This window comes from Pseudaminobacter soli (ex Li et al. 2025) (assembly GCF_029892515.1).
Lineage (GTDB): Bacteria > Pseudomonadota > Alphaproteobacteria > Rhizobiales > Rhizobiaceae > Pseudaminobacter > Pseudaminobacter soli_A.
The window spans coordinates 568,394-595,369 of record NZ_JARXVF010000003.1 but is presented as its reverse complement, the minus strand read 5'-3'; the positions used below and the strand labels follow the sequence as shown (position 1 = coordinate 595,369).

Annotated in this window: 24 protein-coding genes and 1 tRNA gene; 13 read left to right on the top strand and 12 right to left on the bottom strand. The window is 62.8% G+C overall.

What is annotated here, in order from left to right:
- Positions 1 to 132: 132 nt before the first annotated feature.
- On the bottom strand, positions 133 to 1,389 hold the full coding sequence (gene ilvA, locus M2281_RS17250) for a threonine ammonia-lyase IlvA (protein WP_280822400.1): 1,257 nt from the start codon (positions 1,387 to 1,389) through the stop codon (positions 133 to 135).
- Positions 1,390 to 1,635: 246 nt separating this feature from the next.
- Here ilvA and M2281_RS17245 point away from each other — a divergent pair, with 246 nt between their 5' ends.
- Complete coding sequence (locus M2281_RS17245) at positions 1,636 to 3,093, top strand: TrkH family potassium uptake protein (RefSeq protein ID WP_280822399.1); 1,458 nt, start codon at positions 1,636 to 1,638, stop codon at positions 3,091 to 3,093.
- Positions 3,094 to 3,199: 106 nt separating this feature from the next.
- A complete protein-coding gene (locus M2281_RS17240) occupies positions 3,200 to 4,381 on the top strand; it encodes an alpha/beta hydrolase (RefSeq protein WP_280822398.1) in 1,182 nt (393 codons plus the stop codon).
- 462 nt (positions 4,382 to 4,843) lie between these two features.
- On the opposite strand, the gene ade is transcribed toward M2281_RS17240, so the two are convergent.
- Positions 4,844 to 6,655: an adenine deaminase gene (gene ade / locus M2281_RS17235; protein ID WP_280822397.1), complete on the bottom strand. Its 1,812-nt coding sequence runs from the start codon at positions 6,653 to 6,655 to the stop codon at positions 4,844 to 4,846.
- A 298-nt stretch (positions 6,656 to 6,953) separates the two neighbouring features.
- Here ade and M2281_RS17230 point away from each other — a divergent pair, with 298 nt between their 5' ends.
- From M2281_RS17230 to M2281_RS17220, 3 genes are all read left to right on the top strand, one after another.
- Positions 6,954 to 7,805, top strand: a complete 852-nt coding sequence (locus tag M2281_RS17230) for an alpha/beta fold hydrolase (RefSeq protein ID WP_280822396.1) — start codon at positions 6,954 to 6,956, stop codon at positions 7,803 to 7,805.
- A 109-nt stretch (positions 7,806 to 7,914) separates the two neighbouring features.
- Positions 7,915 to 8,000: transfer RNA gene (locus M2281_RS17225), tRNA-Leu, on the top strand.
- A gap of 51 nt (positions 8,001 to 8,051) precedes the next feature.
- Positions 8,052 to 9,149 carry an NADH:flavin oxidoreductase/NADH oxidase gene (locus tag M2281_RS17220; protein WP_280822395.1) on the top strand — a complete coding sequence of 366 codons (1,098 nt, stop codon included), beginning with the start codon at positions 8,052 to 8,054 and terminating at the stop codon, positions 9,147 to 9,149.
- 101 nt (positions 9,150 to 9,250) lie between these two features.
- Here M2281_RS17220 and wrbA read toward each other — a convergent pair whose 3' ends face one another.
- Positions 9,251 to 9,850: an NAD(P)H:quinone oxidoreductase type IV gene (wrbA, locus tag M2281_RS17215; protein ID WP_280822394.1), complete on the bottom strand. Its 600-nt coding sequence runs from the start codon at positions 9,848 to 9,850 to the stop codon at positions 9,251 to 9,253.
- 188 nt (positions 9,851 to 10,038) lie between these two features.
- Between wrbA and M2281_RS17210 the strand changes: the two genes are divergently transcribed.
- From M2281_RS17210 to M2281_RS17185, 6 genes are all read left to right on the top strand, one after another.
- Positions 10,039 to 10,791 carry a competence/damage-inducible protein A gene (locus M2281_RS17210; protein WP_280822393.1) on the top strand — a complete coding sequence of 251 codons (753 nt, stop codon included), beginning with the start codon at positions 10,039 to 10,041 and terminating at the stop codon, positions 10,789 to 10,791.
- 90 nt (positions 10,792 to 10,881) lie between these two features.
- Positions 10,882 to 11,724, top strand: coding sequence for a universal stress protein (locus M2281_RS17205; RefSeq protein WP_280822392.1), 843 nt, complete (start codon positions 10,882 to 10,884; stop codon positions 11,722 to 11,724).
- Between the two features lie 190 nt (positions 11,725 to 11,914).
- Positions 11,915 to 12,412, top strand: a complete 498-nt coding sequence (gene gpt, locus M2281_RS17200) for a xanthine phosphoribosyltransferase (RefSeq protein ID WP_280822391.1) — start codon at positions 11,915 to 11,917, stop codon at positions 12,410 to 12,412.
- Between the two features lie 218 nt (positions 12,413 to 12,630).
- Positions 12,631 to 13,122, top strand: coding sequence for an NUDIX hydrolase (locus tag M2281_RS17195; RefSeq protein WP_280822390.1), 492 nt, complete (start codon positions 12,631 to 12,633; stop codon positions 13,120 to 13,122).
- An 84-nt stretch (positions 13,123 to 13,206) separates the two neighbouring features.
- Positions 13,207 to 14,745 (top strand): inorganic phosphate transporter, encoded by a 1,539-nt coding sequence (locus M2281_RS17190; protein WP_280822389.1) that lies wholly within the window; start codon positions 13,207 to 13,209, stop codon positions 14,743 to 14,745.
- Between the two features lie 677 nt (positions 14,746 to 15,422).
- On the top strand, positions 15,423 to 19,211 hold the full coding sequence (locus tag M2281_RS17185) for a vitamin B12-dependent ribonucleotide reductase (RefSeq protein ID WP_280822388.1): 3,789 nt from the start codon (positions 15,423 to 15,425) through the stop codon (positions 19,209 to 19,211).
- 568 nt (positions 19,212 to 19,779) lie between these two features.
- On the opposite strand, the gene M2281_RS17180 is transcribed toward M2281_RS17185, so the two are convergent.
- Complete coding sequence (locus tag M2281_RS17180) at positions 19,780 to 20,418, bottom strand: 2OG-Fe(II) oxygenase (protein ID WP_280822387.1); 639 nt, start codon at positions 20,416 to 20,418, stop codon at positions 19,780 to 19,782.
- Positions 20,419 to 20,625: 207 nt separating this feature from the next.
- A complete protein-coding gene (locus M2281_RS17175) occupies positions 20,626 to 21,066 on the bottom strand; it encodes a YqaA family protein (protein ID WP_280822386.1) in 441 nt (146 codons plus the stop codon).
- Between the two features lie 158 nt (positions 21,067 to 21,224).
- Here M2281_RS17175 and M2281_RS17170 point away from each other — a divergent pair, with 158 nt between their 5' ends.
- Positions 21,225 to 21,509 carry an acylphosphatase gene (locus M2281_RS17170; protein WP_280822385.1) on the top strand — a complete coding sequence of 95 codons (285 nt, stop codon included), beginning with the start codon at positions 21,225 to 21,227 and terminating at the stop codon, positions 21,507 to 21,509.
- A 15-nt stretch (positions 21,510 to 21,524) separates the two neighbouring features.
- Here the strand turns inward: M2281_RS17170 and ftsZ are convergent, their stop codons facing one another.
- From ftsZ to M2281_RS17155, 3 genes are all read right to left on the bottom strand, one after another.
- On the bottom strand, positions 21,525 to 22,508 hold the full coding sequence (gene ftsZ / locus M2281_RS17165; RefSeq protein WP_280822384.1) for a cell division protein FtsZ: 984 nt from the start codon (positions 22,506 to 22,508) through the stop codon (positions 21,525 to 21,527).
- A 262-nt stretch (positions 22,509 to 22,770) separates the two neighbouring features.
- Positions 22,771 to 23,235 carry an aminoacyl-tRNA deacylase gene (locus M2281_RS17160; RefSeq protein WP_280822383.1) on the bottom strand — a complete coding sequence of 155 codons (465 nt, stop codon included), beginning with the start codon at positions 23,233 to 23,235 and terminating at the stop codon, positions 22,771 to 22,773.
- Positions 23,236 to 23,454: 219 nt separating this feature from the next.
- The gene (locus M2281_RS17155) at positions 23,455 to 23,778 is read right to left on the bottom strand and encodes a TfoX/Sxy family protein (RefSeq protein ID WP_280822382.1); all 324 of its coding nucleotides are present in this window, start codon (positions 23,776 to 23,778) and stop codon (positions 23,455 to 23,457) included.
- A 54-nt stretch (positions 23,779 to 23,832) separates the two neighbouring features.
- Between M2281_RS17155 and M2281_RS17150 the strand changes: the two genes are divergently transcribed.
- Entirely contained in the window at positions 23,833 to 24,330 is a 498-nt protein-coding gene (locus tag M2281_RS17150) for a GFA family protein (protein WP_280822381.1), read from the top strand.
- Positions 24,331 to 24,343: 13 nt separating this feature from the next.
- On the opposite strand, the gene M2281_RS17145 is transcribed toward M2281_RS17150, so the two are convergent.
- From M2281_RS17145 to M2281_RS17130, 4 genes are all read right to left on the bottom strand, one after another.
- Positions 24,344 to 24,862, bottom strand: a complete 519-nt coding sequence (locus tag M2281_RS17145) for a DUF2199 domain-containing protein (protein WP_280822380.1) — start codon at positions 24,860 to 24,862, stop codon at positions 24,344 to 24,346.
- Between the two features lie 8 nt (positions 24,863 to 24,870).
- Positions 24,871 to 25,257, bottom strand: a complete 387-nt coding sequence (sufA, locus tag M2281_RS17140) for a Fe-S cluster assembly scaffold SufA (RefSeq protein WP_280822379.1) — start codon at positions 25,255 to 25,257, stop codon at positions 24,871 to 24,873.
- Positions 25,258 to 25,340: 83 nt separating this feature from the next.
- The gene (locus M2281_RS17135; RefSeq protein WP_425537747.1) at positions 25,341 to 25,727 is read right to left on the bottom strand and encodes an SUF system Fe-S cluster assembly protein; all 387 of its coding nucleotides are present in this window, start codon (positions 25,725 to 25,727) and stop codon (positions 25,341 to 25,343) included.
- A gap of 2 nt (positions 25,728 to 25,729) precedes the next feature.
- Positions 25,730 to 26,974 carry a cysteine desulfurase gene (locus tag M2281_RS17130; RefSeq protein ID WP_280822378.1) on the bottom strand — a complete coding sequence of 415 codons (1,245 nt, stop codon included), beginning with the start codon at positions 26,972 to 26,974 and terminating at the stop codon, positions 25,730 to 25,732.
- Positions 26,975 to 26,976: the final 2 nt, after the last annotated feature.

Genomic DNA, 26,976 nt, shown 5'->3' with positions numbered 1-26,976 from the left:
CCCTCCGGAGAGATTGTCGTGAACCATGTCCGATCTTGTGCGCCCGGTTGGAGACGTCAAGGCGGCGCAACTTCAATTGTCCAAGTTGTTGCATGGGCTCAGCATCCTCGCCGACCTGCGCAGCCGTCTCGCTTATATGATCAGCCCTGCCAGCGTTTCGTTGTCGGTGATGTCCTCATAGGCCCAGCCGGCTTCGTGGAAGCGCTTTGCCAAGACGCCGAAATTGCGCGCGTCCTTGGTCTCGATGCCGATCAGCACCGAACCGAAATTGCGCGCCGATTTTTTCAGATACTCGAAGCGGGTAATGTCGTCGTCCGGCCCCAGCAGCTGCAGGAAGTCGCGCAGCGCACCCGGCCGCTGGGGAAACCGGAAAACGAGGTATTTCTTCAGCCCCTCGAAACGCAGTGCCCTCTCTTTCACGTCCGGCAGGCGCTCGAAGTCGAAATTGCCGCCGGAAATAACGAGGACGATGTTCTTGCCCTTGAGCTCCTTCTTGGGAAAATCCTTGAGCGCATCGATGGAAAGGGCTCCCGCCGGCTCCAGCACCACGCCCTCGATGTTGAGCATCTCGATCATCGTCGCGCAGACCCGGTTCTCCGGCACCAGCTTCACTGCGGCTTCGTCGAACTCCTTCAGATAGCGGAACGGCTCGCGCCCGATCTCGGCCACTGCCGCGCCATCGACGAAGTTGTCGACCTTGTCGAGCTTGAACCGTTTTCCGGCTTTCAACGCTTCCTTGAGGCTCGGCGCGCCGAGCGGCTCGCAGAAAACGAAGCGCGTCGCGGTCCCCCTCTCGCGCAGATAGTGCGTGACGCCGGCAGCCAGCCCGCCACCGCCGATCGGCAAGAACACCATGTCCGGGGTGCGGCCGTCAGGCATTTGGGCGGCGATTTCCGCTGCAATGGTCGCCTGTCCGTCGATGATGTCCTTGTGGTCGAAGGGCGGCACCAGATGCGCTCCAACCTCTTCGGTGAACTCGATGGCCGCGCGGTAGCAGTCGTCGAAGAAGTCGCCGACGAGACGTATCTCGACGAACTCGCCGCCGAACAGGCGCGTCTTGTCGATCTTCTGCTGCGGCGTGGTCACCGGCATGAAGACGACGCCCTTCTTGCCGAAATGGCGGCACACATAGGCAAAGCCCTGCGCGTGATTGCCGGCCGAGGCGCAGACAAATAGTTCCGCTGCGTTGCCGGCGGCGAGCGCCTTGCGGAAGAAGTTGAAGGCCCCGCGTATCTTGTAGGAGCGCACCGGCGACAGGTCTTCGCGCTTGAGGAAAATATGCGCCCCGGTCTTGCGCGACAGATAGGCGTTTTCCTGAAGCGGGGTTTCGGGAAACAGCTCGCGTACGGCCACGGTCGCAGCATCGACCCGTTCGACAAAATTCGTCATCGTCAATCGCTCCGGTTCGGACAGGCCGGCCGTTGGGCCGCTTGCCTTCGATCGCTGGCGGTTTTGATCATGCTAATCTGCATGCCCACCGCAGCAGGAAAATCGCGACGGCCGCGACGGCAAGACAATGGTCGCCGGCCAATTCCGGCTATTGCATATTCGGCCGTATGAAGCCACTGTCCCGGCCTTGCCGCCGTGCCGGCGCGGTCATGCGCCGGTGTTACGACAAGTGGGGTCAGACTTTCCGTGAACAGAACTGCCATTCGCGCCGCGATCCACGTTGCCGCGGTCTTTGCCATCTATCTGTCCGCCGCAATGCTGATTCCCGCAGCCGTCGACCTCTACTATGGCAGCAAGGACTGGCACGTATTCGCTTTTTCGTCGCTGTTCATGGGCGGCCTGGCAATGGCCGTCGCGCTGGCCACACGGGGACGCCCGCCCCAGGCCACCACGCGCTTCGGGTTCCTTCTGGTCAACCTGCTCTGGCTGACCCTGGCGATCGCAGGCGCCGTGCCGTTCATGGCGTCGTCGCTCGGCATGAGCGTCGCCGATTCCTTCTTCGAATCGGTCTCCGGCATCACCACCACCGGCTCCACCGTCATCAACGGGCTCGACCGCGCGCCGCCGGGGCTGCTGCTTTGGCGCTCGCTGCTGAATTTCATGGGCGGCCTCGGCGTCATCGCGCTCGGCCTGTTCTTTCTGCCGTTCCTCAACATCGGCGGCGTTTCCTATTTCAAGATCGAATCGTCCGACATCGAGGACCGACCCTTCGAGCGTTTCCAGACCTTCGCGGTCAGCATGATCGGCATCTACACGGTGTTGGTGTTCCTTTGCGCGGTCTGCTACGCCGCCGCCGGCATGGGCGGCTTCGACGCCGTCAACCACGCCATGTCGACGCTGGCGACCGGCGGCATGTCCACCCACGACACTTCGTTTGCGCGCTATGCCCAAACACCGGCCATCCTTTGGATCGCCTCGCTTTTCATGTTCATCGGCGGCCTGCCATTCTCGATCATGATCCTGTTCATCGTGCGCGGCCGCACGGACGCGCTGCGCGATCCGCAGATCCGCGTCTTCGCCGGCTATTGCGTCGTGTTCTCGGTGCTGGTGGCGATCTATCTGCGCGTCAATCTCGGCATGCCGTTCTTCGACGCTCTCACCCATTCGACCTTCAATTTCGTCTCGATCATCACCACGACAGGCTTTGCCAGCGACGATTATACGCTGTGGGGGCCTTTCGCGGTCGCCTGCCTGTTCGTGGCGACGTTCCTCGGCGGCTGTTCGGGCTCCACGACGGGCGGCATCAAGGCGTATCGCTTCCTGGTGCTGTTCGAGCTGATGGGCAACGGCCTGCGCCGCCTCATCTATCCGAACACGGTGCAGCCGGTGCGCTATGGCGACCGCACCATCAACGAGGACATGCAGCGCAGCGTGGTGCTGTTCATCGCCGCCTTCTTCGTGCTTTGGGCCATCACCACCATCCTTTTGTCCGCGACCGGCCTCGACCTCATCACCTCGATGACCGGCTCGCTCACCGCGATGACCAATGTCGGCCCCGGAATGGGCGAGATCATCGGCCCGGTCGGCAACTTCGCCACGCTGCCGGACACCGCCAAATGGATCCTCTCTGCGGCGATGCTGCTCGGACGCCTCGAAATTCTGGCCGTGTTCGTCATCTTCACGCCCACCTTCTGGGGCCGTTGAAGGGTTCGTTTACCGGTTGCGTTAGCTCACTGGTGAAAATGACCAGACCTTCTGGACCATGCGGCAGTCGCTGGCTATCAGGGGGCGGTGGGACGGGCCGGAGCGGATGATGTTTCAAAATACGCCAGCCAGGTGGTTTGGTATTTTCTCGCTGGCATTGCTTGTGGCCGGCTGCGCCGGGCAGAACGCGGGCGAGCTGCTCAGCACCCGCATCGTGCAGGCGCCGGCCAGCGCGATTGCCGGCGAGCACGAGATCTTCGTTGCCACCACACGTGCCAAGGCTGCCGACGCAAAGCAGGTGTTCTCGGGCGACCGCTCCCCAGCCATCAGCTTCGCGCGCGTCGACATGACGGTTCCTTCCATCCATAAGACGGGCGAGATCGAGCGTCGCCTGAATGGCCAGCCGTCGGATCCGGCGAAATATTTCACGGCCAAAAGCGTCGCCACCTTCGACAGTATCGGCGGCTTTTCCAAATCCCTCGGCGCGGACATAAAGGAGCGCGGCGGCCGGGCGGTGGTTTTCGTACACGGCTACAACACGGCCTTCGACAGCGCAGTCTACCGCCTGACCCAGATCGCCCACGATGCGGGCTATACCGGCACGCCGGTGCTGTTTTCCTGGGCGTCGGGCGGGCGCGTCGTCGACTATGTCTACGACAACAACAGCGCCACCGCCGCTCGCGACGCGCTGGAAGAGACGCTGAGGCTAGTCGCCAAGTCGGGCGCCAAGCGCATCGACATCATCGCCCATTCGATGGGCAACTGGGTGACCATGGAAGCCCTGCGCCAGCTCGCCGTGACCGGCGACCGCACCCTTGGCGGCCGGCTGGGCGACGTGGTTCTCGCCTCGCCCGATATCGACGTGGACGTCTTCAAGAGCCAGATGAGCCGTTATGGCAAGCCGGACAAGCCGTTCTTCCTGTTCCTTTCCAAGGACGACCGGGCGCTCGATCTGTCGCGCATCATCGCCGGCAACAAGCCGCGCGTGGGCGGCTACGAAAATGCGGCCGATCTTGCGGAACTCGGCGTGGTCGTCGTCGATCTCAGCAACGCCTCGGCCGGCGATCAGCTCAATCATACCAAATTCGCGGACAACCCGGTTCTGGTGAAGCTGCTGGGCGAAAAGCTGCTGCAAGATAGCACGTTCGGCACCGCCGAACTCGGTCGGGAAGGCAGCCGCATCGGCAACCTCGCCGGAGGCATCACCCAGACGATCAGCTCCGCCGCCGAAATCGTCATCACCACGCCGTTCGAGGTGCTGAACGTGGTGGTCGGCGGCGCGAAATAGACGGCGTAAGTGCTCAGGAACGGGCGTGCTTATTCATTGCCACGCCCGCTTTCGCGTCTGGCTATTTCAAAGAACGCTCCCTTTCGAGAGTTGGGAAGACGGGCGGTCGTCGGACACGCTCGTTTAGGTAAATCTTGCGGCCCTTCGACCGCCCGTTCGATGTTCTTGCCCCGCTCAGTCGCCTCGGCATTCGCGCCGCCAGCCGCCGCAAAGGCCCGGACTTAGGGGTTCATCACCCAGCAGCGCCACCGTTAGCGCCACCAGCTCGGACATCGTCGCCCTCCACGCTCATCCGGTTCATGACCCGTGTTCCCGGTGGGGCCGATGCACGCAATTATGCGGGGAGCGGACAGATGGGGGATGAAAGAGGTGGTGACTTTCTTTTGCCGCCAGTCGTTTCAATGACTTGGCGCAAATCACTCGCCGAATTCATCCACACAAAGCCGATGCAACACGCACGACCTACACGAACAAACCCACCTTCTCGAACCTGGTGACATCTATGATGCCGACATCCGAGATGCGCAGTTCCGGGATCACCACCAGCGCCAGCAGCGAATGCTGCATGTAAGCGTTGTTGAGGTTGCAGCCCATGGCCCGCATCGCCTCGACAAGCTTCTCGGCCTTTTCGGCCACGATCTCGGCGCGCTCGTCGGACATCAGGCCGGCGATCGGCATTTCGACCAGCGCCAGCTCCTTGCCCTTGGAGAACAGCACTACACCGCCGCCGACCTCGCCCAGACGGTTGGCAGCCTTGGCCATGTCATCCTTGCTGGTTCCCACAACAATCATGTGGTGGCTGTCATGCGCCACGGTCGAAGCCAGCGCGCAGTCTTCCAGATAGCCGAAGCCGGAGACAAAACCGTTGGTCACGCTGCCGGTGCCGCGATGCCGCTCCACCAGCGCGATCTGGCAGACGTCGTTGCGGCGATCCATCGCCACCAGCCCGTTCTCGACCGGCAGGTCGGCCTCCAGGGCTCGCGTCGGGGCCTGGTTCTCGATCACGCCGATGACGCGCACGCGCACCTCATTGGCGCCCTCCGGTGCCTTGATGTCGAAATCCGCCGCCGCGAGCTTCTTGCCGAGTTTTACCGTGTTCTTGGCGCTTACCGGATAGTCGTAGGCCGGGATGTCGATTTCGAGCTTGCCACCCTTCGCCAGCCGCACGCCACGGCCATAGACCTCGTCGATCTTCATATCGGCGAGATCGGAGACGATCAGGAAATCGGCGCGCCGGCCCGGCGCGATCGAGCCGATCTCGCGCTCCATGCGGAAATGCTGGGCCGTGTTGATCGTCGCCATCTGGATCGCCGTCACCGGCTTCAATCCCTGCGAAATAGCATGGCGGACGACGCGGTCCATATGCCCCTCATGCACCAGGGTGCCGGAATGGCTGTCGTCGGTGCAAAGGATGAAGTTTCGTGGGTCAAGTCCTTGTTCGGTCACCGCTTTTATCTGCGATGCCACGTCATACCAGGCCGAGCCGAGGCGCAGCATCGCCTTCATGCCCTGGCGCACGCGGGCGATGGCGTCGTCGGCGCGTGTGCCCTCATGGTCGTCCTCCGGTCCGCCGGCAACATAGCCGTGGAACGGCAGGCCAAGATCGGGCGATGCATAGTGCCCGCCAACGGTCTTGCCCGCCTTCATCGTCGCCGCGACGCCGCCCACCATGGTTGGATCGTTGGCCGCGACGCCCGGAAAATTCATCACCTCGCCAAGCCCGATGATATTCGGCCAGGTCATCGCCTCTGCCACGTCCTTCGGTGTGAGGGTGGCACCTGCGTTTTCCAGACCCGGCGCGGAAGGCACGCAGGACGGCATCTGGACGCCGACATTGATGGGCATGGCCATCGCTTCATCGTGCATCAGTCGCACGCCTTCGAGCCCCAGCACATTGGCGATCTCGTGCGGGTCGATGAACATCGAGGTCGTGCCATGCGGAATGACCGCGCGCGAAAACTCGGTCACCGTCACCATGCCGCTCTCGACATGCATATGCGCGTCGCACAGGCCCGGCACGAGGTAGCGGCCGCCGGCATCCACCACCCTGGTGTCCGGCCCGATGGCGTGGCCGGCATCCGGCCCGCAATAGGCGAAACGGCCACCGACGATCGCAAGATCGGTGCCGGGGATCACCTCGCCCGAATGGACATTGACCCAGCGCCCGTTGCGCACCACCAGATCCGCAGGCTTGCGCCCCATAGCGACATCGACGAGCGCCGGCGCCATCTCGGCCCAAGGCTTGGGTGGACCAAAAACCTGCTTCTGGGTCATGTCGTCAAAACTCCCTTTTGCCGACTGTGCCAAGCCTTGGCTGGTTTGGCCAGTTGGTCAGTTCCACGAAAGCATCGCGCCAGAGAGCGCACCTTCCGATCGCCTGACTTCAAGATAACTCCCTAAGCGGATAACTTCATTTGAAAAAGTTCTGCGCTCTACGGACGTTGTACGGGAGTCTGATCCGCATTGGGGCAGCCTAGGCAACTTGCCTTTCTTGCATGCGAACTTCCCTTGCGGCAGGTTACCATCGGAACGACTGCGGCGATCTTGCCGCTCAAACCTCGCGGAGACCGATATGCGTGCTTTGTGGACTGCATTGGCGTTTGCGTTCTTGATCCTGTTCCCGGTGAGCGCCTCCCAGGCGCTGGAACGCTGGGAGACCTTGCCTGAACCCGCCCCCATGCCGCCTGCCGTCGAAAGCGGCTATGCCAAAGTCAATGGCATCGACATGTATTATGCGGTCTATGGGTCCGGCGATCCGATCCTGCTGATCCATGGCGGGCTTGGCCATGCGGATATCTGGGCAAGCCAGGTGGCGACACTGTCGAAGACGCATAAGGTGATCGTCGCCGACAGCCGCGGCCATGGCCGTTCGACGCGCAACGACCAGCCCTTCGGCTACGACCTCATGGCGTCGGATTATCTGGCGCTCCTCGACCATCTCAAGATCGACAAGACGGCTCTCGTAGGCTGGAGCGATGGCGGCATCATCGGCCTCGACATCGCCATGAACCATCCGGAGCGCCTGACCAAGCTCTATGCGCAGGCCGCCAACGTCACCACCGACGGCGTCGATCCGGGCGTGCTCACCAACAAGACCTTCGCCGCCTATATCTTGCGTTCAGGCAGGGATTATGCCCGCCTGTCCAAGACCCCCGGCGAATACGATGCCTTCGTCGGACAGATCAGCCATATGTGGGAAAGCCAGCCGGCCTGGACCAAGGAGCAGTTGCAGAAGATCACGGTGCCGACGGCAATCGTCGCCGGCGACCACGACGAGGCGATCAAGCGCGCGCATACCGAATATATCGCCTCCGTGATTCCGGGCGCGAAGCTGATCATCCTGCCAGATGTCAGCCATTTCGCCATGCTGCAGAACCCCGACGGCTACAGCAAATCGGTGCTCGATTTCATCGACGGCAAATAGCCGGGCAATTGCGACGGCGCCGCCGGAACGGGCAGCGCACTTTCTCGTTGTGTCTCGTCTCATGCTGGGGCTTGCAATCTCGTCCGGCATGGTTACCAGTGTCGCCGAGGCGGACGTGGCGAAACTGGTATACGCAGCAGACTTAAAATCTGCCGACCTCTGGTCTTGCGGGTTCAAGTCCCGCCGTCCGCACCATTTCCTCAAAGCGGGCAGCGGCCCCGTTGCCCGCCAGTTTTCGGAGTTGGCATGAGCACGGACCTTTTCACCCCCATCACGTTGGGCAATCTCGAGTTCCCCAACCGCATCGCCGTTGCGCCGATGTGCCAGTATTCGGCCGAGGACGGCTCGGCCACCGACTGGCATCTCCAGCATTGGATGAATCTCGCCATGTCCGGCGCGGGCATGGTGACGGTCGAGATGACCGACGTGGAACGGCGCGGCCGCATCACGCATGGCTGCCTCGGCCTCTATTCGGACGACAACGAGGCGGCGGCCAAGCGCACGCTGGATGCCGCCCGCCGCGTTGCCCATCCGGGCGCGAAATTCGGCGTGCAACTCGCCCATGCCGGCCGCAAGGCGGCGAATCGCCGGCCCTGGGAAGGCGGCAATGCGCTCGGCCCGGAAGACACATGGCCGATCGTTTCGGCCTCGCCGATCGCGTTTGCCGAAGGCTGGCAGGTGCCGCATCAACTGGACGAGGCCGGCATGCAGCGCCTCGTTTCGCTGTTTGCCGAATCCGCGCGCCGCGCCATCCGGGTCGGCTTCGACTTCATCGAACTGCATTCGGCGCATGGCTATCTGCTGCACCAGTTCCTGTCGCCGCTCTCCAACAAGCGCACCGACAAATGGGGCGGCTCGCTGGAGAACCGCATGCGCTTCCCCTTGGCCGTGGCCCACGCCGTCCGGGAGGCTGCGCCTGAGCTCATGATCGGCGCGCGCATGTCGGTCACCGACTGGGTCGATGGCGGCTTCACGGTCGAGGAAGCGGTCGAGGTCGCGCGCGCCTACAAGGAAGCGGGCCTGTCCTATATCTGCTGCTCCAGCGGCGGAAATTCACCGCTCCAGAATATTCCGACCGGACCGGGTTACCAGGTACATCTGGCAACCGCCGTGCGCGAGGGTGCAGGCATTGCCACGCGCGCCGTCGGCATGATCGACGATCCCCGTCAGGCCGACAGCATCATCCGCGAGGACAAGGCCGATATGGTGGCCATCGCCCGCGCGCTGATCGCCGATCCGCGCTGGCCATGGCGCGCCGCCGCCACGCTTGGCCACGAATTCCACCCCGCCCCGCAGCTGCAGCGCGGTGAGCCGTTCATGCGGCACTGGACTCAAAAGGCCTGATAGCGACTGATTCAATTCGACTTTCTGAAATCGAGACTGAAAATGAAACGGGCGGCTCCGCGAGGAACCGCCCGTTCTTGCTTTCGCTGGAGGCGAAAAGATTAGCCGTGCAGGCGTGCAGCGATCTCGGCCACGCGCTTGCCCTGGAAGTGCGCGCCTTCCAGTTCCTGGGCCGAAGGCTGGCGCGAACCGTCGCCATCCGAGGTCGTGGTCATGCCGTAGGGCGCGCCGCCGCGGACGACGTCATTGCCCATCTGGCCCTGATGGGCATAGGACAGCGGCACGATGACCATGCCGTGGTGCTGCAGGTGGATCTGGGCGTTGATCAGCGCCAGTTCCGCACCGCCGTGCTGGGTGGCGGTCGAAACCATCACCGAGCCGACCTTGTTGAGCAGCGCGCCGCGCGCCCAGAGCGGACCGGTCTGGTCGAGGAAGTTCTTCATCTGCGCGGCCATCGTGCCGTAGCGGGTGGCGGTGCCGATGATGATGGCGTCATAGTTCTCGAGTTCGAGCGGGTCGGCGATCGGCGCCACCTGGTCGAGCTTATAGTAGGCGGCCTTGGCAACGGCTTCGGGCACCAGTTCGGGAACGCGCTTGATGGTGACCTGCGCGCCGGCTTCGCGTGCGCCTTCCGCAGCGGCTATCGCCATCTGCTCCATGTGACCCCAGCTCGAATAGTAGAGCACCAGAACCTTTGCCATCGTAAAACTCCTTCAGTCGGGAAAGATCGGAGGCGGATCGTGTCCCGCCTTTCGGTCACCGATGTAGTGCCTCGATCGTTCATTGGAAATTCTCAAGTTGCCGACAGTTCGTTCACTGTTTGCGCACCATTGCCCGCCGCGGCGCGCCGGGCTATCTCACGAATTCAGTCAATTTCGGGAGCAGCGACATGGTCGACATCGTCACCGCAGCAATGGTCATCATCGGCGACGAAATCCTGTCGGGCCGCACCAAGGACCGCAATATCGGCCACCTCGCCGACATCATGACGGCGATCGGCATCGACCTGAAGGAAGTGCGGATCGTTCCCGACGAGGAGGACGAGATCGTCGCGGCTGTGAATGCGCTGAGGGCGCGCTACACCTATGTGTTCACCACTGGCGGCATCGGCCCCACCCATGACGACATCACCGCCGACTCAGTCTCCAAGGCCTTCGGCGTGCCTTGCGAATACGACGCCAAGGCCTATGCGATGATGGAAACCAACTACGCCAGCCGCGGCATGGAGTTCACCGAGGCGCGCAAGCGGATGGCCCGCATGCCGCACGGTGCCGAGCACATCGACAATCCCGTTTCCATGGCGCCCGGCTTCCATATCGGCAACGTCTATGTGATGGCCGGTGTGCCGGCGATCTTCCAGGCCATGCTCGACAATGTGGTGCCCACGCTCCAGACCGGCACCAAGCTGTTGTCGGTGACGGTCGAATGCCCCTTCGGCGAAGGCACGATCGGCGGCCCGCTGGCCGAGATCCAGCAGCGTCACCCCGACACGATCATCGGTTCCTACCCGAAATATCTCGACGGCTCGTTCTGGACCGAACTGGTGGTGCGCGCCCGTTCGCCCGAGGCGCTGGAAGCTGCCCGCGCCGAGGTCGCAAGCATGGTCGCCGGCATCGTCGAGGCCAGCGCAAAGCCCGACTAAAGCGTCACGCGACGCTTCGTGCGGAACCCTCCGGTTGGTGATAAAGTGCGCCGTGCAGGGATCCTGCCAGCGCCACCACGGAGGCCGCCAATGTCGTTCAAGACGATCGTCGCCATCATCCAAAGCAAGGACGACGCCGAGCGCGTGCTCGATTGCGCCATCCCGCTCGCAGCGCGTTACCAGAGCCATCTGATCGGCGTCCATGCCGAGGCGCTGCCGGTGGCCTACACATCGGCGGTCGGCTTTCCCGACACGGAATTCCTGCAAACCACGGCAGAGATCAACAAGGAACGCGCCGACGCCTTGCAGGCGATGTTCCGCGGCCGCCTGCGCGGCGCGGGGCTCTCCTTCGAATGGCGCAGCCTGGAGAGCTTTTCCGGCGACAGCGCGCACTCCGGAATTTCGAGCGCGCGCTGTGCCGATCTCGTTATTGCCGCACAGCGCAACCCGCATTCCGAGTCCTCCGCCACCGCCGATGTCGATGCGCTGCTGTTCGAATCCGGCCGGCCGGTACTGATCGTGCCGCATGCCGGCCCTGCGCATGACGGCAGCTTCCAGCGCGTGCTGCTGGCATGGAACGGCAGCCGCGAAGCAGCGCGGGCCGCCTTCGACGCGCTTCCGCTGATGATGGAGGCGGAGCACACGGAGGTCTTCGTCATCGATCCGCCTGACGATGTCGAACAGGATGCAGAGGCTTCAGGGGCCGAAATCGCCACCGCGCTTTCCAGGCACGGGGTGAATGTAAGCGTCGTTGCCGAAGCCTCGCGCGGGCGCTCGGTCGACCATATCCTGCAGGCGCGCATCGCTGGCACCGACGCCGACCTTCTGGTTCTCGGTGCCTACAGCCATTCCTGGCTGCGCCAGCTGCTGTTCGGCGGCATCACCCGCACCGTCCTTCAATCCATGCCCGTGGCGACCTTCATGTCGCGCTGACCGTAAAGGCAGCGTGAGACCCGGCCACAACGCGGATTCCGCGGGCCTCCAAGCTCGCCGCTAACCTTTTGTCGTTAAGCACAGACTGAAATGCCGGAAAGGCTTGCCAAATGGCGGTCTTTCCGGCTAATTGCGCCCGCATTCCCCAATCTTAGCGCGCGTCGAGCGCGCCATCGGAGTGCCGAGCCACATGTCCCTTCCCGAAAAAGCATTTCCCGTATCCTGGGATCAGTTCCACCGTGACGCCCGCGCGCTTGCCTGGCGGCTTTCCGGTGTGAACGGCCAGTGGAAGGCGATCGTCTGCATCACCCGCGGCGGCCTCGTGCCGGCGGCGATCATTTCGCGCGAACTCGGCATCCGCGTCATCGAGACCGTCTGCGTCGCTTCCTACCACGACTACTCCTCGCAGGGGCAGCTGAAGGTCCTCAAGGACATCAACCCGGCCCTGCTCGAGGACGACGGCGAAGGCACCCTGATCATCGACGACCTCACCGACACCGGCAAGACGGCGGCGATCGTGCGGGCCATGATGCCCAAGGCGCATTTCGCCACAGTCTACGCAAAACCCAAGGGACGCCCGCTGGTAGACACTTTCGTCACGGAAGTGTCACAGGATACGTGGATATACTTCCCGTGGGATATGGGATTCACCTATCAGAAGCCCATCGCGGAAGATCACGCCGGCTGATGGCCGCAAGTCTTCCTGCTTGCAGACCCGGTTGATTTTCCGGACAGCCAAATCCCATATGATCGGGAGCAATCAGCCGAAAGCTCCCGACAGTCACTAGCCTTGCGAGGCACCTGAAATTGATCAGGTTGCGCAGGTTTTTGACTTTTATTACACGCAATTAACCCTAATATTCGTGAGACGGCAAACGAATCGGAGATCGTAGGAAGATCGCAGCAATGTTTATCAGCCACACCACACGCAACCGCATCGCTGAGCGGATCCGGCGCCTCTTCGGAGGAATGCCCAGTCGTGTGCAAGTGGCAGCCCTGCCCTGGCGCCTCCATGAAGGCGAAGTGGAGATCATGCTGATTACCAGCCGCGATACCGGCCGCTGGGTTCTGCCCAAGGGATGGCCGGAAGGCAGCGAACAGCTCTTCGAATCCGCGGCACGCGAGGCGGCCGAGGAGGCCGGCATCACCGGCATGATGTCTCAAATTGACATAGGCCGTTATTTCTATGGCAAGGTGCAGCCCTCCGGCCTGCCACGGCGCTGCGAGGTGCTGGTGTTCCCCATGGAAGTAACCGAGATAAGGCCGAAGTGGCGGGAAAAGGGTCAGCGCCGTCGCGAATGGTTCCCCGCCGCGCGGGCTGCCGGTCTGGTCCGCGAACCGGATCTCGGCGAACTCATCAAGCGCTTTGGCCAGCGCTCGCATAAAGCCGCCGCCTGAGCCTAGCCTGCGGACCATGTACAAGCCAGCAGGCAGCGCTTTCACCCTTGCCTTCGACGGGCTGCAGCAAGTACGGGCACGCCGATGAACCGTACCTCGCGCGGCAAGCACACACTCGACAAGGACCTTGGCCGCCTCGCTGATATCGAGGAGGCAACCGGCTTTGTCCTGCGTGGTTTGACGGCACCGGGCCTGGCGCTGGTCTTCCTGCTTTTGGCTGCAGCCGCCGCCTCGATCTATGCGTTTGGCGAGCCGCGCGCTCTGGTCGTCATCGTCGCCGCTGCCCTTGCGGCCTACATGGCCATGAACATCGGTGCCAACGACGTCGCCAACAATGTCGGCGCGGCTGTCGGGGCCAAGGCAATATCCATGGTCAGCGCGCTGGTGCTGGCGGCCATCTTCGAGGTCATGGGCGCCCTTGTTGCCGGCGACACGGTGGTCGCCACCATTTCCTCCGAGATCGTCCGGCCCGAGGTCTTTGTCGATCCCTCGTTGATGATCAGGCTGATGCTTGCGGCACTGGTGTCCTCGGCGCTGTGGATCAACTTTTCCACCTGGGTCGGTGCGCCGATCTCGACCACCCACGCCATCGTGGGCGGTGTGGTGGGCGCGGCCGCGGCCGCCGCAGGTCTCGACGCCATCAACTGGCTGTCGATGGCGACGATCGCAACCTCCTGGATCGTAACCCCTGCCCTCGGCGCCGGGGCTGCCATCGTCTTCCAGGCCTGCATCAAGACGGCCATCATCTATCAGGACGACAAGATCGCTGCCGCGCGGCGCTGGGTTCCGGTGCTGACCGCGCTGATGGTCGGCTCCTTCGCGACCTATCTGGTGACCAGGCTCGGCCTACACCTTGGCTTGCCGATGACGGCTCTGATCGGCGTCGGCACCTTCATCGCGGCCTGGGCGATCTCCAACCGCTCCGTGCTGCGGCAGTCGCAAGGCATGCCGAACCGCAACCGTTCGCTGCGGGCCCTCTTCCGGCTGCCGCTGATCGGCTCGGCCGCCCTGCTCTCCTTCGCACATGGCGCCAACGATGTCGCCAATGCGGTGGGGCCGCTGGCAGCGATCGTGCATGCAGCCAAGATCGGCCAGGTGACCGATATCGTCGATATTCCGCTGTGGGTGATGCTGATCGGCGCGCTCGGCATCTCCTGCGGCCTGCTGCTCTATGGGCCAAAACTCGTCCGCATCGTTGGCGGCGAGATCACCAAGCTCAACCCCATGCGCGCCTATTCGGTGGCGCTGGCAGTGGCGATCATCGTCATCGCCGCATCCTGGTTCGGCTTGCCGGTCAGTTCGACCCACATCGCCGTCGGCGCGGTGTTCGGCGTCGGCGTGTTTCGCGAGTGGTACATCGCCCACTCCGCGCACCGCCGGGCCTATTTGCAGCGCAAGCTGGAGCGCAAGCGCAGCAAGCGCGGATTGACCGAGGACGACTTCGCCGACGAGGACGACTCCGATGAAGATCCGCGCAAGCTGCCCTCGGTCGAAGAACTCAATCGGCGAAAGCTGGTGCGGCGCGCCCATCTGACCACGATCATCACGGCCTGGGCCACCACCGTGCCCGCGTCGGCCCTTCTGGGCGCGCTGGTCTTCTTGGTGCTCGGCAGCTTTTCCTGACCCTCGGCCCTTCGCCCGCGCCCTCCCCGAGGATCGTTAGCCGCGATCGGCTGCACACACCGGAAATCGGCGATCAACCGGCCGGACAAAATCATTCACAGCCAAGAGCTTCCGAACCGCTCCTGTCCCCGTTATCCACACATCTGACACACAAGATATTGGGGTCATAAAAGTTACAGAAACGAACTCTTGACGATGAATCACGAGTCGTCTCATATGGGCCACGTGCCCTTGTTCAGGGCGCGGCCGGCGGTTTTCTGAAGCCGGTCTTTCAATCCCGAATATCCACGCGTTCTGGCGGTTTTGCCCGTTTCGGCGGCAGGCAAACGCATGGATTTTTTTCGGGATTTTTTTGCCTGTAACGTCCGGCATGAAGCTGGAAAAATAAGTTGTTAGCACTATATTTAGTGTTTGCGGCCACCATGCAGCACCAGGTAATGTGACCACCTCCGCAAAGGGGACTCACAACCAAGCTGTTGGAAAAGGACCTTCGGGCCAGTCGCTCAAGGGTCGCCAAACCGTCACGGCAACGACGGAACGGCACTCCTGGCTGGCGCGAGAATCGGGGCCGGACCGAAGAGGTCCGGGTGGGATTTTAAAGGGCACGCGCCTACATATGGGAACTGCGACGGTTTCCAATGGATAGGCGCTACATATAGGGACTTGAGGACGAACCCATGCGCATCGAGCGTCGTTTCACCAAGGACGGACAATCGGCTTACGCGGAAATCGAATTCCGCAAAGCGGTGAGCGAAATCAAGAACCCGGACGGTTCGATCGTCTTCCGGCTCGAAGACATCGACGTGCCCGCGCAGTTCAGCCAGGTCGCGGCCGACATCCTCGCCCAAAAGTATTTCCGCAAGGCCGGTGTGCCCGCTCGCCTGAAGAAGGTCGAGGAGAACGACGTTCCCTCTTTCCTGTGGCGTTCTGTGGCCGATGAAGAGGCGCTGGCCGAACTGCCCGAAAACGAGCGCTACGGCTCCGAGCGCGACGCCCGCCAGGTCTTCGACCGTCTCGCCGGCACCTGGGCCTATTGGGGCTGGAAGGGCGGCTACTTCGACTCCGAAGCCGACGCCCTCGCCTTCAAGGACGAGCAGTCCTACATGCTCGCCACCCAGCGCGTGGCACCGAACTCGCCGCAGTGGTTCAACACCGGCCTGCACTGGGCCTATGGCATCGACGGCCCCGGCCAGGGCCACTATTACGTCGACCCCTTCACCGGCAAGCTGACCAAGTCCAAGTCGGCCTATGAGCACCCGCAGCCGCATGCCTGCTTCATCCAGTCGGTCGGTGACGACCTCGTCAACGAGGGCGGCATCATGGACCTGTGGGTGCGCGAGGCGCGCCTGTTCAAGTATGGCTCGGGCACCGGCTCCAACTTCTCCATGCTGCGCGGCGAAGGCGAAAAGCTTTCGGGCGGCGGCAAGTCGTCGGGCCTGATGAGCTTCCTCAAGATCGGCGACCGCGCCGCAGGCGCGATCAAGTCGGGCGGCACCACCCGCCGCGCCGCCAAGATGGTCATCGTCGACGCCGACCATCCGGATATCGAGGCCTTCATCGACTGGAAGGTCAAGGAAGAGCAGAAGGTGGCAGCCCTCGTCACCGGCTCCAAGATCGTCAAGCAGCACCTGACCAAGATCATGGCTGCCTGCGTGAACTGCGAAGGGCAGGACGACGACTGCTTCGACCCCGCGATCAACACCGCGCTGAAGCGCGAGATCCGCGCCGCCAAGAAGAACTCGGTGCCGGAAAACTACATCCAGCGCGTCATCCAGTTCGCGCGCCAGGGCTACAACTCGCTCGACTTCCAGACCTACGACACGGATTGGGATTCGGAAGCCTATCTGACCGTTTCCGGCCAGAACTCGAACAACTCGATTTCCTTGAAGGACGACTTCCTGCGCGCCGTGGAAAATGACGGCGACTGGAAGCTGACCGCCCGCAAGGACGGCAAGGTGCTGAAGACGCTGAAGGCCCGCGACCTGTGGGAGAAGATCGGCTACGCCGCCTGGGCGTCGGCTGATCCGGGCCTGCACTTCAACTCCACGATGAACGACTGGCACACTTCGCCGGCGGCCGGCCCGATCCGTGGCTCGAACCCGTGCTCGGAATACATGTTCCTCGACGACACGGCCTGCAACCTCGCCTCGATCAACCTCCTGCCCTACCGGCAGGCCAATGGCGACATCGACATCGCGGCCTACGAGCACACCGTGCGCCTATGGACCATGGTGCTCGAAATCTCGGTGATGATGGCGCAGTTCCCGTCCAAGGAAATCGCCAAGCTCTCCTACGAGTACCGCACGCTCGGCCTCGGCTATGCCAATATCGGCGGCCTGCTGATGACCGCGGGCATTCCCTATGACTCAAAGGAAGGCCGCGCCATCTGCGGCGCGCTGTCCGCGATCATGACCGGCGTTGCCTACGCCACCTCGGCCGAGATGGCCGGTGAGCTCGGCGCCTTCGCCGACTACGAGCGCAACGCCGAAAACATGCTGCGCGTCATGCGCAACCACCGCCGCGCCGCCTATGGCGACAAGGACGGCTATGAGAAGCTGTCGGTCAACCCGGTGGGCCTGATTGCCGAGGATTGCCCGCAGGCCGAGCTGGTCCTCCACGCCCAGGCTGCCTGGGACCGCGCCATCGAGCTCGGTGAAAAGCACGGCTATCGCAACGCGCAGGCCACCGTTATCGCGCCGACCGGCACGATCGGCCTGGTCATGGACTGCGACACCACCGGCATCGAGCCCGACTTCGCCCTGGTGAAGTTCAAGAAGCTCGCCGGCGGCGGCTACTTCAAGATCATCAACCGCGCCGTGCCGGAAGCCCTGCGCACGCTGGGCTACTCGGAAAGCCAGATCGCCGAGATCGAAGCCTATGCGGTCGGCCATGGCAACCTGAACCAGGCGCCGGGCGTCAACCCCTCGACGCTGAAGGCCAAGGGCTTCACCGACGAGAAGATCGAGACGCTGAATTCGGCCCTCAAGAGCGCGTTCGACATCAAGTTCGTGTTCAACAAGTGGACGCTAGGCGAAGACTTCTGCAAGCAGTCGCTCGGCCTCACCGACGAGCAGCTCAACGACTTCTCCTTCGAGATGCTGCCGGCTCTCGGCTTCTCCAAGAAGGACATCGAAGCCGCCAACATCCATGTCTGCGGTGCGATGACGCTGGAAGGCGCGCCCTTCCTCAAGGCCGAGCATTATCCGGTGTTCGACTGCGCCAATCCGTGCGGCAAGATCGGCAAGCGCTATCTCTCGGTTGAAAGCCACATCCGCATGATGGCGGCTGCCCAGCCCTTCATCTCGGGCGCCATCTCCAAGACCATCAACATGCCCAACGAGGCGACGGTCGAGGACTGCAAGAACGCCTACATGCTCTCCTGGAAGCTGGCGCTGAAGGCCAACGCGCTCTACCGCGATGGCTCGAAGCTCAGCCAGCCGCTGAATGCCTCGCTGATCCAGGACGACGAAGAGGATGCCGAGGACGCCGTCGAGGCTCTGGTTGCCGCCCCGGCTGCCGCACAGGCCGTTGCCGTCACCGAAAAGATCATTGAGCGCGTCATCGAGAAGGTGGTGCGCGAGCGCGAGAAGCTGCCGAACCGCCGCAAGGGCTACACGCAGAAGGCCGTCATCGGCGGTCACAAGGTGTACCTGCGCACCGGCGAGTTCGACGACGGGCGCCTGGGCGAGATCTTCATCGACATGCACAAGGAAGGTGCGGCCTTCCGCGCGATGATGAATAACTTTGCCATCGCGATCTCCATCGGCCTGCAGTACGGCGTGCCGCTCGATGAATATGTCGACGCCTTCACCTTCACCAAGTTCGAGCCGGCCGGCATGGTCATCGGCAACGACGCGATCAAGAACGCCACGTCGATCATCGACTATGTGTTCCGCGAACTGGCCATCTCCTATATCGGCCGCAACGATCTGGCCCATGTCGACATCAGCGACTTCTCGAACACCTCGGTCGGTCGCGGCATTTCCGAGGGCAAGACCCCGGTGTCCAAGGGCCTGACCCGCGGCGCGCCGCTGAAGGTGGTGTCCGGCGTCGCCGGCTCCGAGCCTAAGGGTTTTGGCGGCGCTCCCGCCGGCCAGCCGACCAAGACCGCGCCGACCGCCTATTCGGGCTCGAATGTGCGTTCGATCTCGTCGGGCACGGTGACCGCACTCAAGCCCGTGACTTCGGAGCTCGCCGAAGAGGCAACCGCCTTCAAGCGCGACTATGAGGAGCGGGCGAAGGAGCTGGCCGAGGAGATCCGCGAGGACACCACCTCGGCGCTGTTCACCGAGGCCGCGGCCCAGGAAGTGGCCGACGCCAAGGCCAAGGCCGCCGAACGCCGCAGCCGCGCGATCATGCAGGGCTACACCGGCAACATGTGCTCGGAGTGCCAAAACTTCACTATGGTCCGCAACGGCACCTGCGAGAAGTGTGACACGTGTGGCAGCACGAGCGGGTGCAGCTGAGGAAAATCTGACTTAACGAGTTAGTTCGGCCCGGTCGCAAGACCGGGCCGAAATTGCAAAGGGGACAAAGCGGGAACAATCATCCCGAAATCGCATCGGTCTAGAAAATGCCAAAGCCGACCCTCTCGGATCGGCTTTGGATACCGCGAATAAGCCTAAGCCCACGCGGGGCGAAGAGACCTGACGGCCTCCTCCTGTAGCAAGGTCACCATATGAGGGAGTCGGGTTTCAGAGTCGAGGTAGCTGCGGCGCCTGATGCCCAACTGATCGGAGATCATATGACAAGAAATGAGACCACCTCGAAATCGGTTGCCTCCAAGGCCTCCAAACTTCTGAGCAATCCCAAGACCCCGAAGGCGGTTAAGTCCGTCGCGGCATCGGCACTTACTCAGGCTGCCGACAAGGCAAAAAGGAAGAAATGAGTCAAAGCAATGGGAACTCTTCCACATCGGGAGTTCCTATTGCATGTCACTTCCCGCTCTCATCTGCTCGCGCGAATGGGAGCGGGTTCTTGCAGGCCCGCCTTGATTGCGCTGTCAGGAGATCGCCGCCATGGATCGCCTCTGCCTCACGCCCCTCGCCCGGTCACCAGCGAAGTCAGCTTCTTGATCCGCGTGGAAAAACGGTGGCGGGCTTGTTCCTTGTCGGCCACTTCCTGCGTGGTCACCCAGTTGAGCTGGATGGCGCGGCGGCGGCCCGCGAAGGGCTTGTGGCCGTGCCAAGATGAATCCGACCGCAGGAAGATCAGCATGTTGCCTTCGATGGGCGGGATTTCGCGTGCGTAATTCTCGAGGTCGGTGCCGTTCCGCAGCAACCGCAGCCGGCCGCCATCCGGGTCCCACGCCTCGTTGAGATAGAGCAGCACGGTGACGATCTTGGTCTTGCTGTCGGTGTGGATGCCGCCGTCCTTCTGACGGGTGTAGCCGCGCACTGTGTACATGGTCGGCTTGCCCGCAAGGTCGACGCCGAACTTGCGTTCGACCGCGTTGCGAAACCCGTCGCCCAGCAACTCATCGACGACAGACTTGAAACCACCCTTGATCGTAAGCTCGCTGGGGGGATGAGAGCCCGGGCCGGGAACTTTCGGAAAGTCCGCAATCACCTCCGGAAGTCTTTTGGCCTGAACGAATTTGGGCACGACCACATGAGGATAGGGGTCGGTGCTTACTGGAGTAGCTTCAAGAGCAGGCAAATCGAGGTACGACATGCAGGCATCTCCAATATTGGCCTGCCTCTAGTCTTCATCGCGAAAATAATTTTGTCCATTGTGTTTCGTGAACACTTTTGTCACGCACCGCGCTACTGTTGCACTGTGAACACACCCTTAGTTTGGGCTTCTGGCTACGCCTAAGGCCCACTGGGGCGCCATTTTCGACGGAAGGTTGCTGCAGACAAGCCGGGCTTCGCGCAAAAACTATGCTTGCGCCGCCATCACTGCGGCCACCACGGCCACATATCTGGCCGTCTTGGCCAATGCCACGAGCAGGACAAAACTCCAGAGAGGTTCGCGCAGAACGCCTGCCACGAGCGTAAGCGGATCGCCAATGATGGGCATCCAGCTGAGCAGCAGCGACCAGCGCCCATAGCGCCGGTACCAGCCACTCGCGCGGTCGAGCATCTTGGGGCTTGCCGGAAACCAGCGCTTGTCGCGAAAGGCGTCCACGCGCCGGCCGATCAGCCAGTTCACCAACGAGCCCAGCACGTTGCCCGCACTCGCCACGAGAACCAGCGTAACGGGCGAAGACGTGCCGAGGACGACCAGGCCGGCAAGTGCTGCCTCCGATTGCGCGGGCAGGATCGTTGCCGCGACGAAAGCGATCGCAAACAGGCCCGCGAGGGCGGCGAGTTCATCCATTGGCGCGCCTTCCTGTATCGAAGCTACGGACGCGATGTGCGCAGGATGCTTTTCAATGTCCCGGTCACTTCCGTCGCCCAAGCTCCGCCCGATTGGCAAATCCGGTTGCCCTTGCTACGTCGCGCTCCAGATTTCACAGAAAGCCGCTGGAGGCACCGTTGGAAAAGCACCGCAAGGCGGTAATGGCGCAAGTGACCGGCCGCGTGCAAGGCGTCAGCTTTCGCATGTGGACGTTGCGCGAGGCCGAAAGGCTCGGCCTGACCGGCTGGGTGCGCAATGAGCCCGACGGCTCGGTCGTGGCGCTTCTGGTCGGCTCCGAAAGCGCCATAGCCGACATGCTCGAGCGCCTCTGGATCGGGCCGGCCGGAGCGACCGTCGTCACCGTCGAATTCGGCGAGGTCGAGCCCGACGCGGTGCCCGCCCGCTTCCACATCACGGGTTGAGCGGGCGCGCTTTCGTCAGAAGGGCTGCCGGCTGGCCTGGCCTTCCAGGCCGGTGGCAACGACCGAGACCTTGAACTTGCCTTCGAGATTGCGGTCGAAGATCGAGCCGACGATGATGTTGGCGTCGTCGTCGACCTCCTCGCGGATGCGGGTCGCCGCCTCGTCCACCTCGAACAGCGTCATGTCCATGCCGCCCGAGATCGAGACCAGCACGCCCTTGGCGCCGCGCATCGATTCCTCATCGAGCAGCGGGTTGGCGATTGCCGCTTCGGCGGCAGCCTTGGCGCGCCCCTCGCCCGAAGCCTCGCCGGTGCCCATCATGGCGCGGCCCATGTCCTTCATCACCGTCTTCACGTCGGCGAAGTCGAGATTGATCAGGCCTTCCTTGACGATGAGGTCGGTGATGCAGGAAACGCCGGAATAGAGCACGCGGTCGGCGGTGACGAATGCATCCGCCAGCGTCGTCTTGGCGCTCGCCACGCGGAACAGGTTCTGGTTCGGAATGACGATGACGGTGTCCGCGCACTGGCGCAGAAGCTCGATGCCGCGCTCGGCAACCTGCAAGCGCCGGCGGCCTTCGAAATCGAACGGCTTGGTCACGACGGCAACCGTCAGCATGCCCGCCTCGCGCGCCGCGCGTGCCACCACGGGGGCCGCGCCGGTGCCGGTGCCGCCGCCCATGCCAGCGGTGACGAAGCACATATGGGTGCCCGACAGGTGATCCATGATCTCGTCGATCGACTCTTCGGCGGCCGCGCAGCCGATTTCCGGCATGGAGCCCGCGCCTAGGCCTTCGGTGACATGCGTGCCAAGCTGGATCAACCGCGGCGCCTTGGACATGGTCAGCGCCTGAGCATCCGTGTTGGCGACGATGAATTCGGTGCCCTGCAAGCCTTCAGCGATCATGTTGTTGACAGCATTGCCGCCGCCACCGCCGACGCCGATGACGGTCAGGCGCGGCCTCATTTCGGAGATTTCGGGCTTCTTGGGCGTGGTCATTTGTCGGTCTTGTTCCTTGGGCTATGGCCTTCGATCCTGCCCCTGCCGGCCCATCGCCGAGCGAAAACGCGGCAGGACGAGAGAATCAGTTCATTTGGCGGACAATCTCAAGGAATCAGAGCGCGGGCCAGCCCGCAAGTGCGTCGATCCTCAATCCGTTAACCACGGCATCGGCCATGTGTGGTTTTGATGTATCGAATCCACAAAACAAAGGGGCCGGCAGATCGCCGGCCCCTTTCACATCGTGGGTACGGGGACATTTCTACGAGCTGATTCTGCCGTGTGGCATGCCGTACATCAGCCGTTGGAAACCGTCGCCCGTCACATGCACCAGCGTGCGATGGTCGCCGCCCTCGAAGTAGATGTCACCGTGGGCCTCCAATTGCTCGTCGACCACGCTAGCGAGGCGGTACGGCGCACCGAAGATCGGCACCGCACCCATTTCGCAATCGGGGAACAGCGTGCTTGCTTCCGCCTCGGAGGCAAGCTGCACCTGCTCACCCACCAGCTTGCGAACGCTTTCGAGGTCGACATGCGTCGAGGCCGGTACCACGGCCAGCAGATAGCTGCTGTCCCATCTAAGCACCACGCCCTTGGCAAGTGAGTTGCCTGGTACATGGCTCGCCTGGGCGGTCATCGCCGACGAGCCGGTCTTGCCATGCCGCGCCACGTCGTAGGCGACATGGTTGTCTTCCAGATATTCCTGCATCGTCAGCGCAATGCCCATATCCGTCTCCTTTCGCATCTCCGGCAACCGGCGCGGCGAAACGGATGGCGAGGATTTTTTGGCGTCCAAAAGCCTATGCACGCACAAAAACCGGCTCGCCTGTCGCCGGTCGGTCGCACAGCCTGCCCGTTCGGGCAGACATATTAGAATTTAAAGATACACCAGCCTGCAGGTTCGGGCCAGCATTATGCAGGGAGACGCCGGAGCTCGGTCGGATGCCTATTTCTCGGCGCGCAGGCCAGCCTCATAGGCTTTGCGGGCCCAGATCGCCATTTCCTCCGGATCGTCGATGGCGCCGTCCGGAACGGACCAATAGGGCATCGCAACGGTTTTGCCGTGCGGCGAGCCGGTATAGGTCCACTGCGTGCATCCGGCCGCCTCGAAATCGGGGGCGCTTTCGGCATCGGCCTTGAGCATCAGCTCGCCGCGTAACTCAAGGGCGAAGATGACGCCATTGAAATAGATGCCCTTGCCGCCGAACATCCTGCGCACACTGACCTGGCCGAGACCGGCAAAGAGGTCGGCAATATCGGCTTCCGTCATCGTGTAATTCCCCTAGATTCTCTGCGGGCCATCGATTTGAGGAGGAAAGCACCGATGCCGATGCTGCTCAAGGGTTCATGCACTTGCGGGGCTGTCAGCTTCGAGGTTCAGAGCCACACGCCCGTGCCCTATCAATATTGCTACTGCTCAATCTGCCGCAAGCAGGAGGGCGGCGGAGGCTACACGATCAATCTGGCGGCCATATCGGACACGCTGAAGGTGAAGGGTGAAAAGCATCTCGGCCTCTATCGCGCGACCATTTGCGACGAGGAGCGACCGACGCCCGAAGTCTCGTCCGGCGAGCGCCGCTTCTGCCGCGAGTGCGGATCGGCGCTATGGCTCTACGATCCGACATGGCCGGAACTGGTGCACCCCTTCGCCTCGGCAATCGACAGCGAACTGCCAAGCCCGCCGCAGCGCGTGCATCTGATGCTGAAATACAAGGCGTCGTGGGTGGAGCCGGATATCCGGCCCGGCGACCTCACATTCGAGCTCTACCCGCGCGAATCCATCGTCGGGTGGCACAAACGTCAGGGTGTTTGGGTGGAATGACCGGCAGGCGTGCTTACCGTCCGTGCATCATCGCGGCCCAGCGCTCTATCTGCGTCACGTCGATGCCGTCGCTCTGTGCGGCAACCAATGGATGATCGGCCTCGTGCAGAAAAACAACGGGACGCAGTCGATCAGGGCGGAATCTCACGTCGGCGTGCAGCAGGTACGAGCCCGTATATTCCGGGATATCATGCATGAGGTAGCCGAAGCAGCCGGCTTCGCGATAAACACCGCTGTCGAACGCTGCCTGGTAGACGTTCCAGCTGTTCTCCGAAACCGACATCCAGACGCCGAAGCGAAATTCGTCCCCGATACGCGGAACCGGCAGGGGCAGCAGGCAACGTATGAAGCGGTCGACCACACCGTTGGCGTGACGCACTTCGCAGAAATCGTCATCCAAATACGAAGCGCTGGCAGTCGCTTGGTCAAGCGTCTCCCAATCGAGCGGTGCGGCGAAGGCCATATCCATCGGCAGGCCGACCCGTTCGTCGCCGCAACAGGCACAGCGCCAGCGATATGCCTCGGCGCTCACCGGGGAGATCAGGCAGCGCCGGCGGAACGCGCCTCGGCAAGCGCCTTCAGATCGGCAGGCTTCAGCTCGACAGACTCACCGCAGCCGCAGGCCGAACTCTGGTTCGGGTTGCGGAAGGTGAAGCCGGTGCGCAGCGTCGTCACCTCGAAATCCATCTCCGTGCCGAGCAGGAACAGCGCCGCCTCCGGCGCGACATAGACATGGGCGCCTTCGCGCTCGATGTGGTCGTCCTTGGGGTTCGGTTCGGTCACCAGGTCGACCGTATATTCCATGCCCGCGCAGCCGCCCTTCTTGATGCCCAGGCGAATGCCCTTGGCGTTCTCGCGGGCTTCAACGATCTCGTTGACCCGGGCTGCGGCCCGTTCGGTCATGCTGATGACGGCAAAGCGTCCCATTCTTCTGTCTCCATGCCAGGCAGGTTAAAGGCCTGCCGGATGCCCTCAAGATGGTAGAGTCTTGAGCCTCATGCAAGCCGTGATCAATACCAGCCGACGGCCACCTGAGCCTCTTCCGACATGCGGTCCGGCGTCCATGGCGGATCGAAGGTCATCTTGACCTCGACGCCCGAAACGCCTTCGACAGCGCCCACGGCATTCTGCACCCAGCCCGGCATTTCGCCCGCCACCGGGCAACCGGGGGCGGTCAAAGTCATGTCGATCTTCACCGAGCGGTCGTCCTCGATGTCGATCTTGTAGACGAGGCCAAGCTCGTAGATGTCGGCCGGAATCTCCGGATCGTAGACCGTCTTCAGCGCCGAAATGATGTCGTCGGTCAGACGCGCCAGTTCCTCGGCGGGAATGGTCGAAACCGACCCTGTGGCCTGCTCTCCGGCAGGGTTCTCGACTGCAGCGCTCATATCGTCCATCGTCATCCGAAGAATTTCCGTGCCTTTTCAAGCGCTTCGGCCAAAACGTCGATCTCGGCCCTGGTGTTGTACATGCCGAAAGATGCCCTGCATGTGGAGGTTACGCCGAACCGTTTCAACAGCGGCTGGGCGCAATGGGTGCCGGCACGGACCGCAACGCCCTGGCGGTCGATGACCATCGACACGTCATGGGCGTGGATGCCCTGAAGCTCGAAGGACACGATGGCGCCCTTGCCCGGCGCGTCGCCAAAGATGCGTAGCGAGTTGATGGCGCGCAGGCGCTCATGCGCGTATTGCTTCAGGTCCGCCTCATGCCCGGCAATCGCCTCGCGGCCGATCTTCTCCATGTAATCGAGCGACGCGCCAAGCCCGATCGCCTGCACGATGGGCGGCGTGCCCGCCTCGAAGCGGTGCGGCGGCTCGTTGTAGGTGATGTTGTCCTCAGTCACTTCGAGGATCATCTCGCCGCCGCCCTGGAAGGGGCGCATGCGCTCAAGCAGCTCGCGCTTGCCGTAGAGCGCGCCGATGCCGCTCGGGCCATAGACCTTGTGGCCGGTGAAGACGTAGAAGTCGGCATCGAGATCGCGGACATCCACCGGCATGTGAACCGCCGCCTGGCTGCCGTCGACGAGGACCGGAATGCCCCGCTCATGGGCGATCCGCACGATCTCCTTGATCGGCGTGACCGTGCCCAGCACGTTGGACATTTGGGTGATCGCAACCAGCTTGGTGCGGTCGGTAAGGCGCTTTTCGAATTCCTCGATATGGAACGCACCCTGGTCGTCCACCGGCACCCAGACCAGCTTGGCCCCCTGCCGCTCGCGGATGAAATGCCACGGCACGATGTTGGAGTGGTGCTCCATGATCGACAGGACGATCTCGTCGCCCTCGCCGATATTCGGCATGCCAAAACCGTAGGCGACCAGGTTGATCGCTTCCGTGGTCGACTTGGTGAAGATGATCTCGTCCACGCTCCCGGCATTCAGGAAGCGGCGAACCGTTTCCCGCGACTTCTCGTAAGCGTCGGTCGCGGCGTTGGACAGGAAATGCAGGCCGCGATGCACATTGGCGTATTCGTTGGCATAGGCATGGTTTACCGCGTCCAGCATGGCCTGCGGCTTCTGCGCCGAGGCGCCGCTGTCCAGATAGACGAGCGGCTTGCCATAGACCTCACGCGACAGGATGGGGAAGTCGCGGCGTACGGCCTCGACGTCAAAGCTCCCAACGATATTCGCCGGTGCATTCATGG

Coding starts and splice junctions, on each gene's coding strand:
- ilvA (WP_280822400.1), bottom strand. CDS start 1,389: ATGACGAATTTTGTCGAACGGGTCGATGCTGCGACCGTGGCCGTACGC.
- M2281_RS17240 (WP_280822398.1), top strand. CDS start 3,200: ATGATGTTTCAAAATACGCCAGCCAGGTGGTTTGGTATTTTCTCGCTG.
- ade (WP_280822397.1), bottom strand. CDS start 6,655: ATGACCCAGAAGCAGGTTTTTGGTCCACCCAAGCCTTGGGCCGAGATG.
- M2281_RS17230 (WP_280822396.1), top strand. CDS start 6,954: ATGCGTGCTTTGTGGACTGCATTGGCGTTTGCGTTCTTGATCCTGTTC.
- M2281_RS17220 (WP_280822395.1), top strand. CDS start 8,052: ATGAGCACGGACCTTTTCACCCCCATCACGTTGGGCAATCTCGAGTTC.
- wrbA (WP_280822394.1), bottom strand. CDS start 9,850: ATGGCAAAGGTTCTGGTGCTCTACTATTCGAGCTGGGGTCACATGGAG.
- M2281_RS17210 (WP_280822393.1), top strand. CDS start 10,039: ATGGTCGACATCGTCACCGCAGCAATGGTCATCATCGGCGACGAAATC.
- M2281_RS17205 (WP_280822392.1), top strand. CDS start 10,882: ATGTCGTTCAAGACGATCGTCGCCATCATCCAAAGCAAGGACGACGCC.
- gpt (WP_280822391.1), top strand. CDS start 11,915: ATGTCCCTTCCCGAAAAAGCATTTCCCGTATCCTGGGATCAGTTCCAC.
- M2281_RS17195 (WP_280822390.1), top strand. CDS start 12,631: ATGTTTATCAGCCACACCACACGCAACCGCATCGCTGAGCGGATCCGG.
- M2281_RS17190 (WP_280822389.1), top strand. CDS start 13,207: ATGAACCGTACCTCGCGCGGCAAGCACACACTCGACAAGGACCTTGGC.
- M2281_RS17185 (WP_280822388.1), top strand. CDS start 15,423: ATGCGCATCGAGCGTCGTTTCACCAAGGACGGACAATCGGCTTACGCG.
- M2281_RS17180 (WP_280822387.1), bottom strand. CDS start 20,418: ATGTCGTACCTCGATTTGCCTGCTCTTGAAGCTACTCCAGTAAGCACC.
- M2281_RS17175 (WP_280822386.1), bottom strand. CDS start 21,066: ATGGATGAACTCGCCGCCCTCGCGGGCCTGTTTGCGATCGCTTTCGTC.
- ftsZ (WP_280822384.1), bottom strand. CDS start 22,508: ATGACCACGCCCAAGAAGCCCGAAATCTCCGAAATGAGGCCGCGCCTG.
- M2281_RS17160 (WP_280822383.1), bottom strand. CDS start 23,235: ATGGGCATTGCGCTGACGATGCAGGAATATCTGGAAGACAACCATGTC.
- M2281_RS17155 (WP_280822382.1), bottom strand. CDS start 23,778: ATGACGGAAGCCGATATTGCCGACCTCTTTGCCGGTCTCGGCCAGGTC.
- M2281_RS17150 (WP_280822381.1), top strand. CDS start 23,833: ATGCCGATGCTGCTCAAGGGTTCATGCACTTGCGGGGCTGTCAGCTTC.
- sufA (WP_280822379.1), bottom strand. CDS start 25,257: ATGGGACGCTTTGCCGTCATCAGCATGACCGAACGGGCCGCAGCCCGG.
- M2281_RS17135 (WP_425537747.1), bottom strand. CDS start 25,727: ATGGACGATATGAGCGCTGCAGTCGAGAACCCTGCCGGAGAGCAGGCC.
- M2281_RS17130 (WP_280822378.1), bottom strand. CDS start 26,974: ATGAATGCACCGGCGAATATCGTTGGGAGCTTTGACGTCGAGGCCGTA.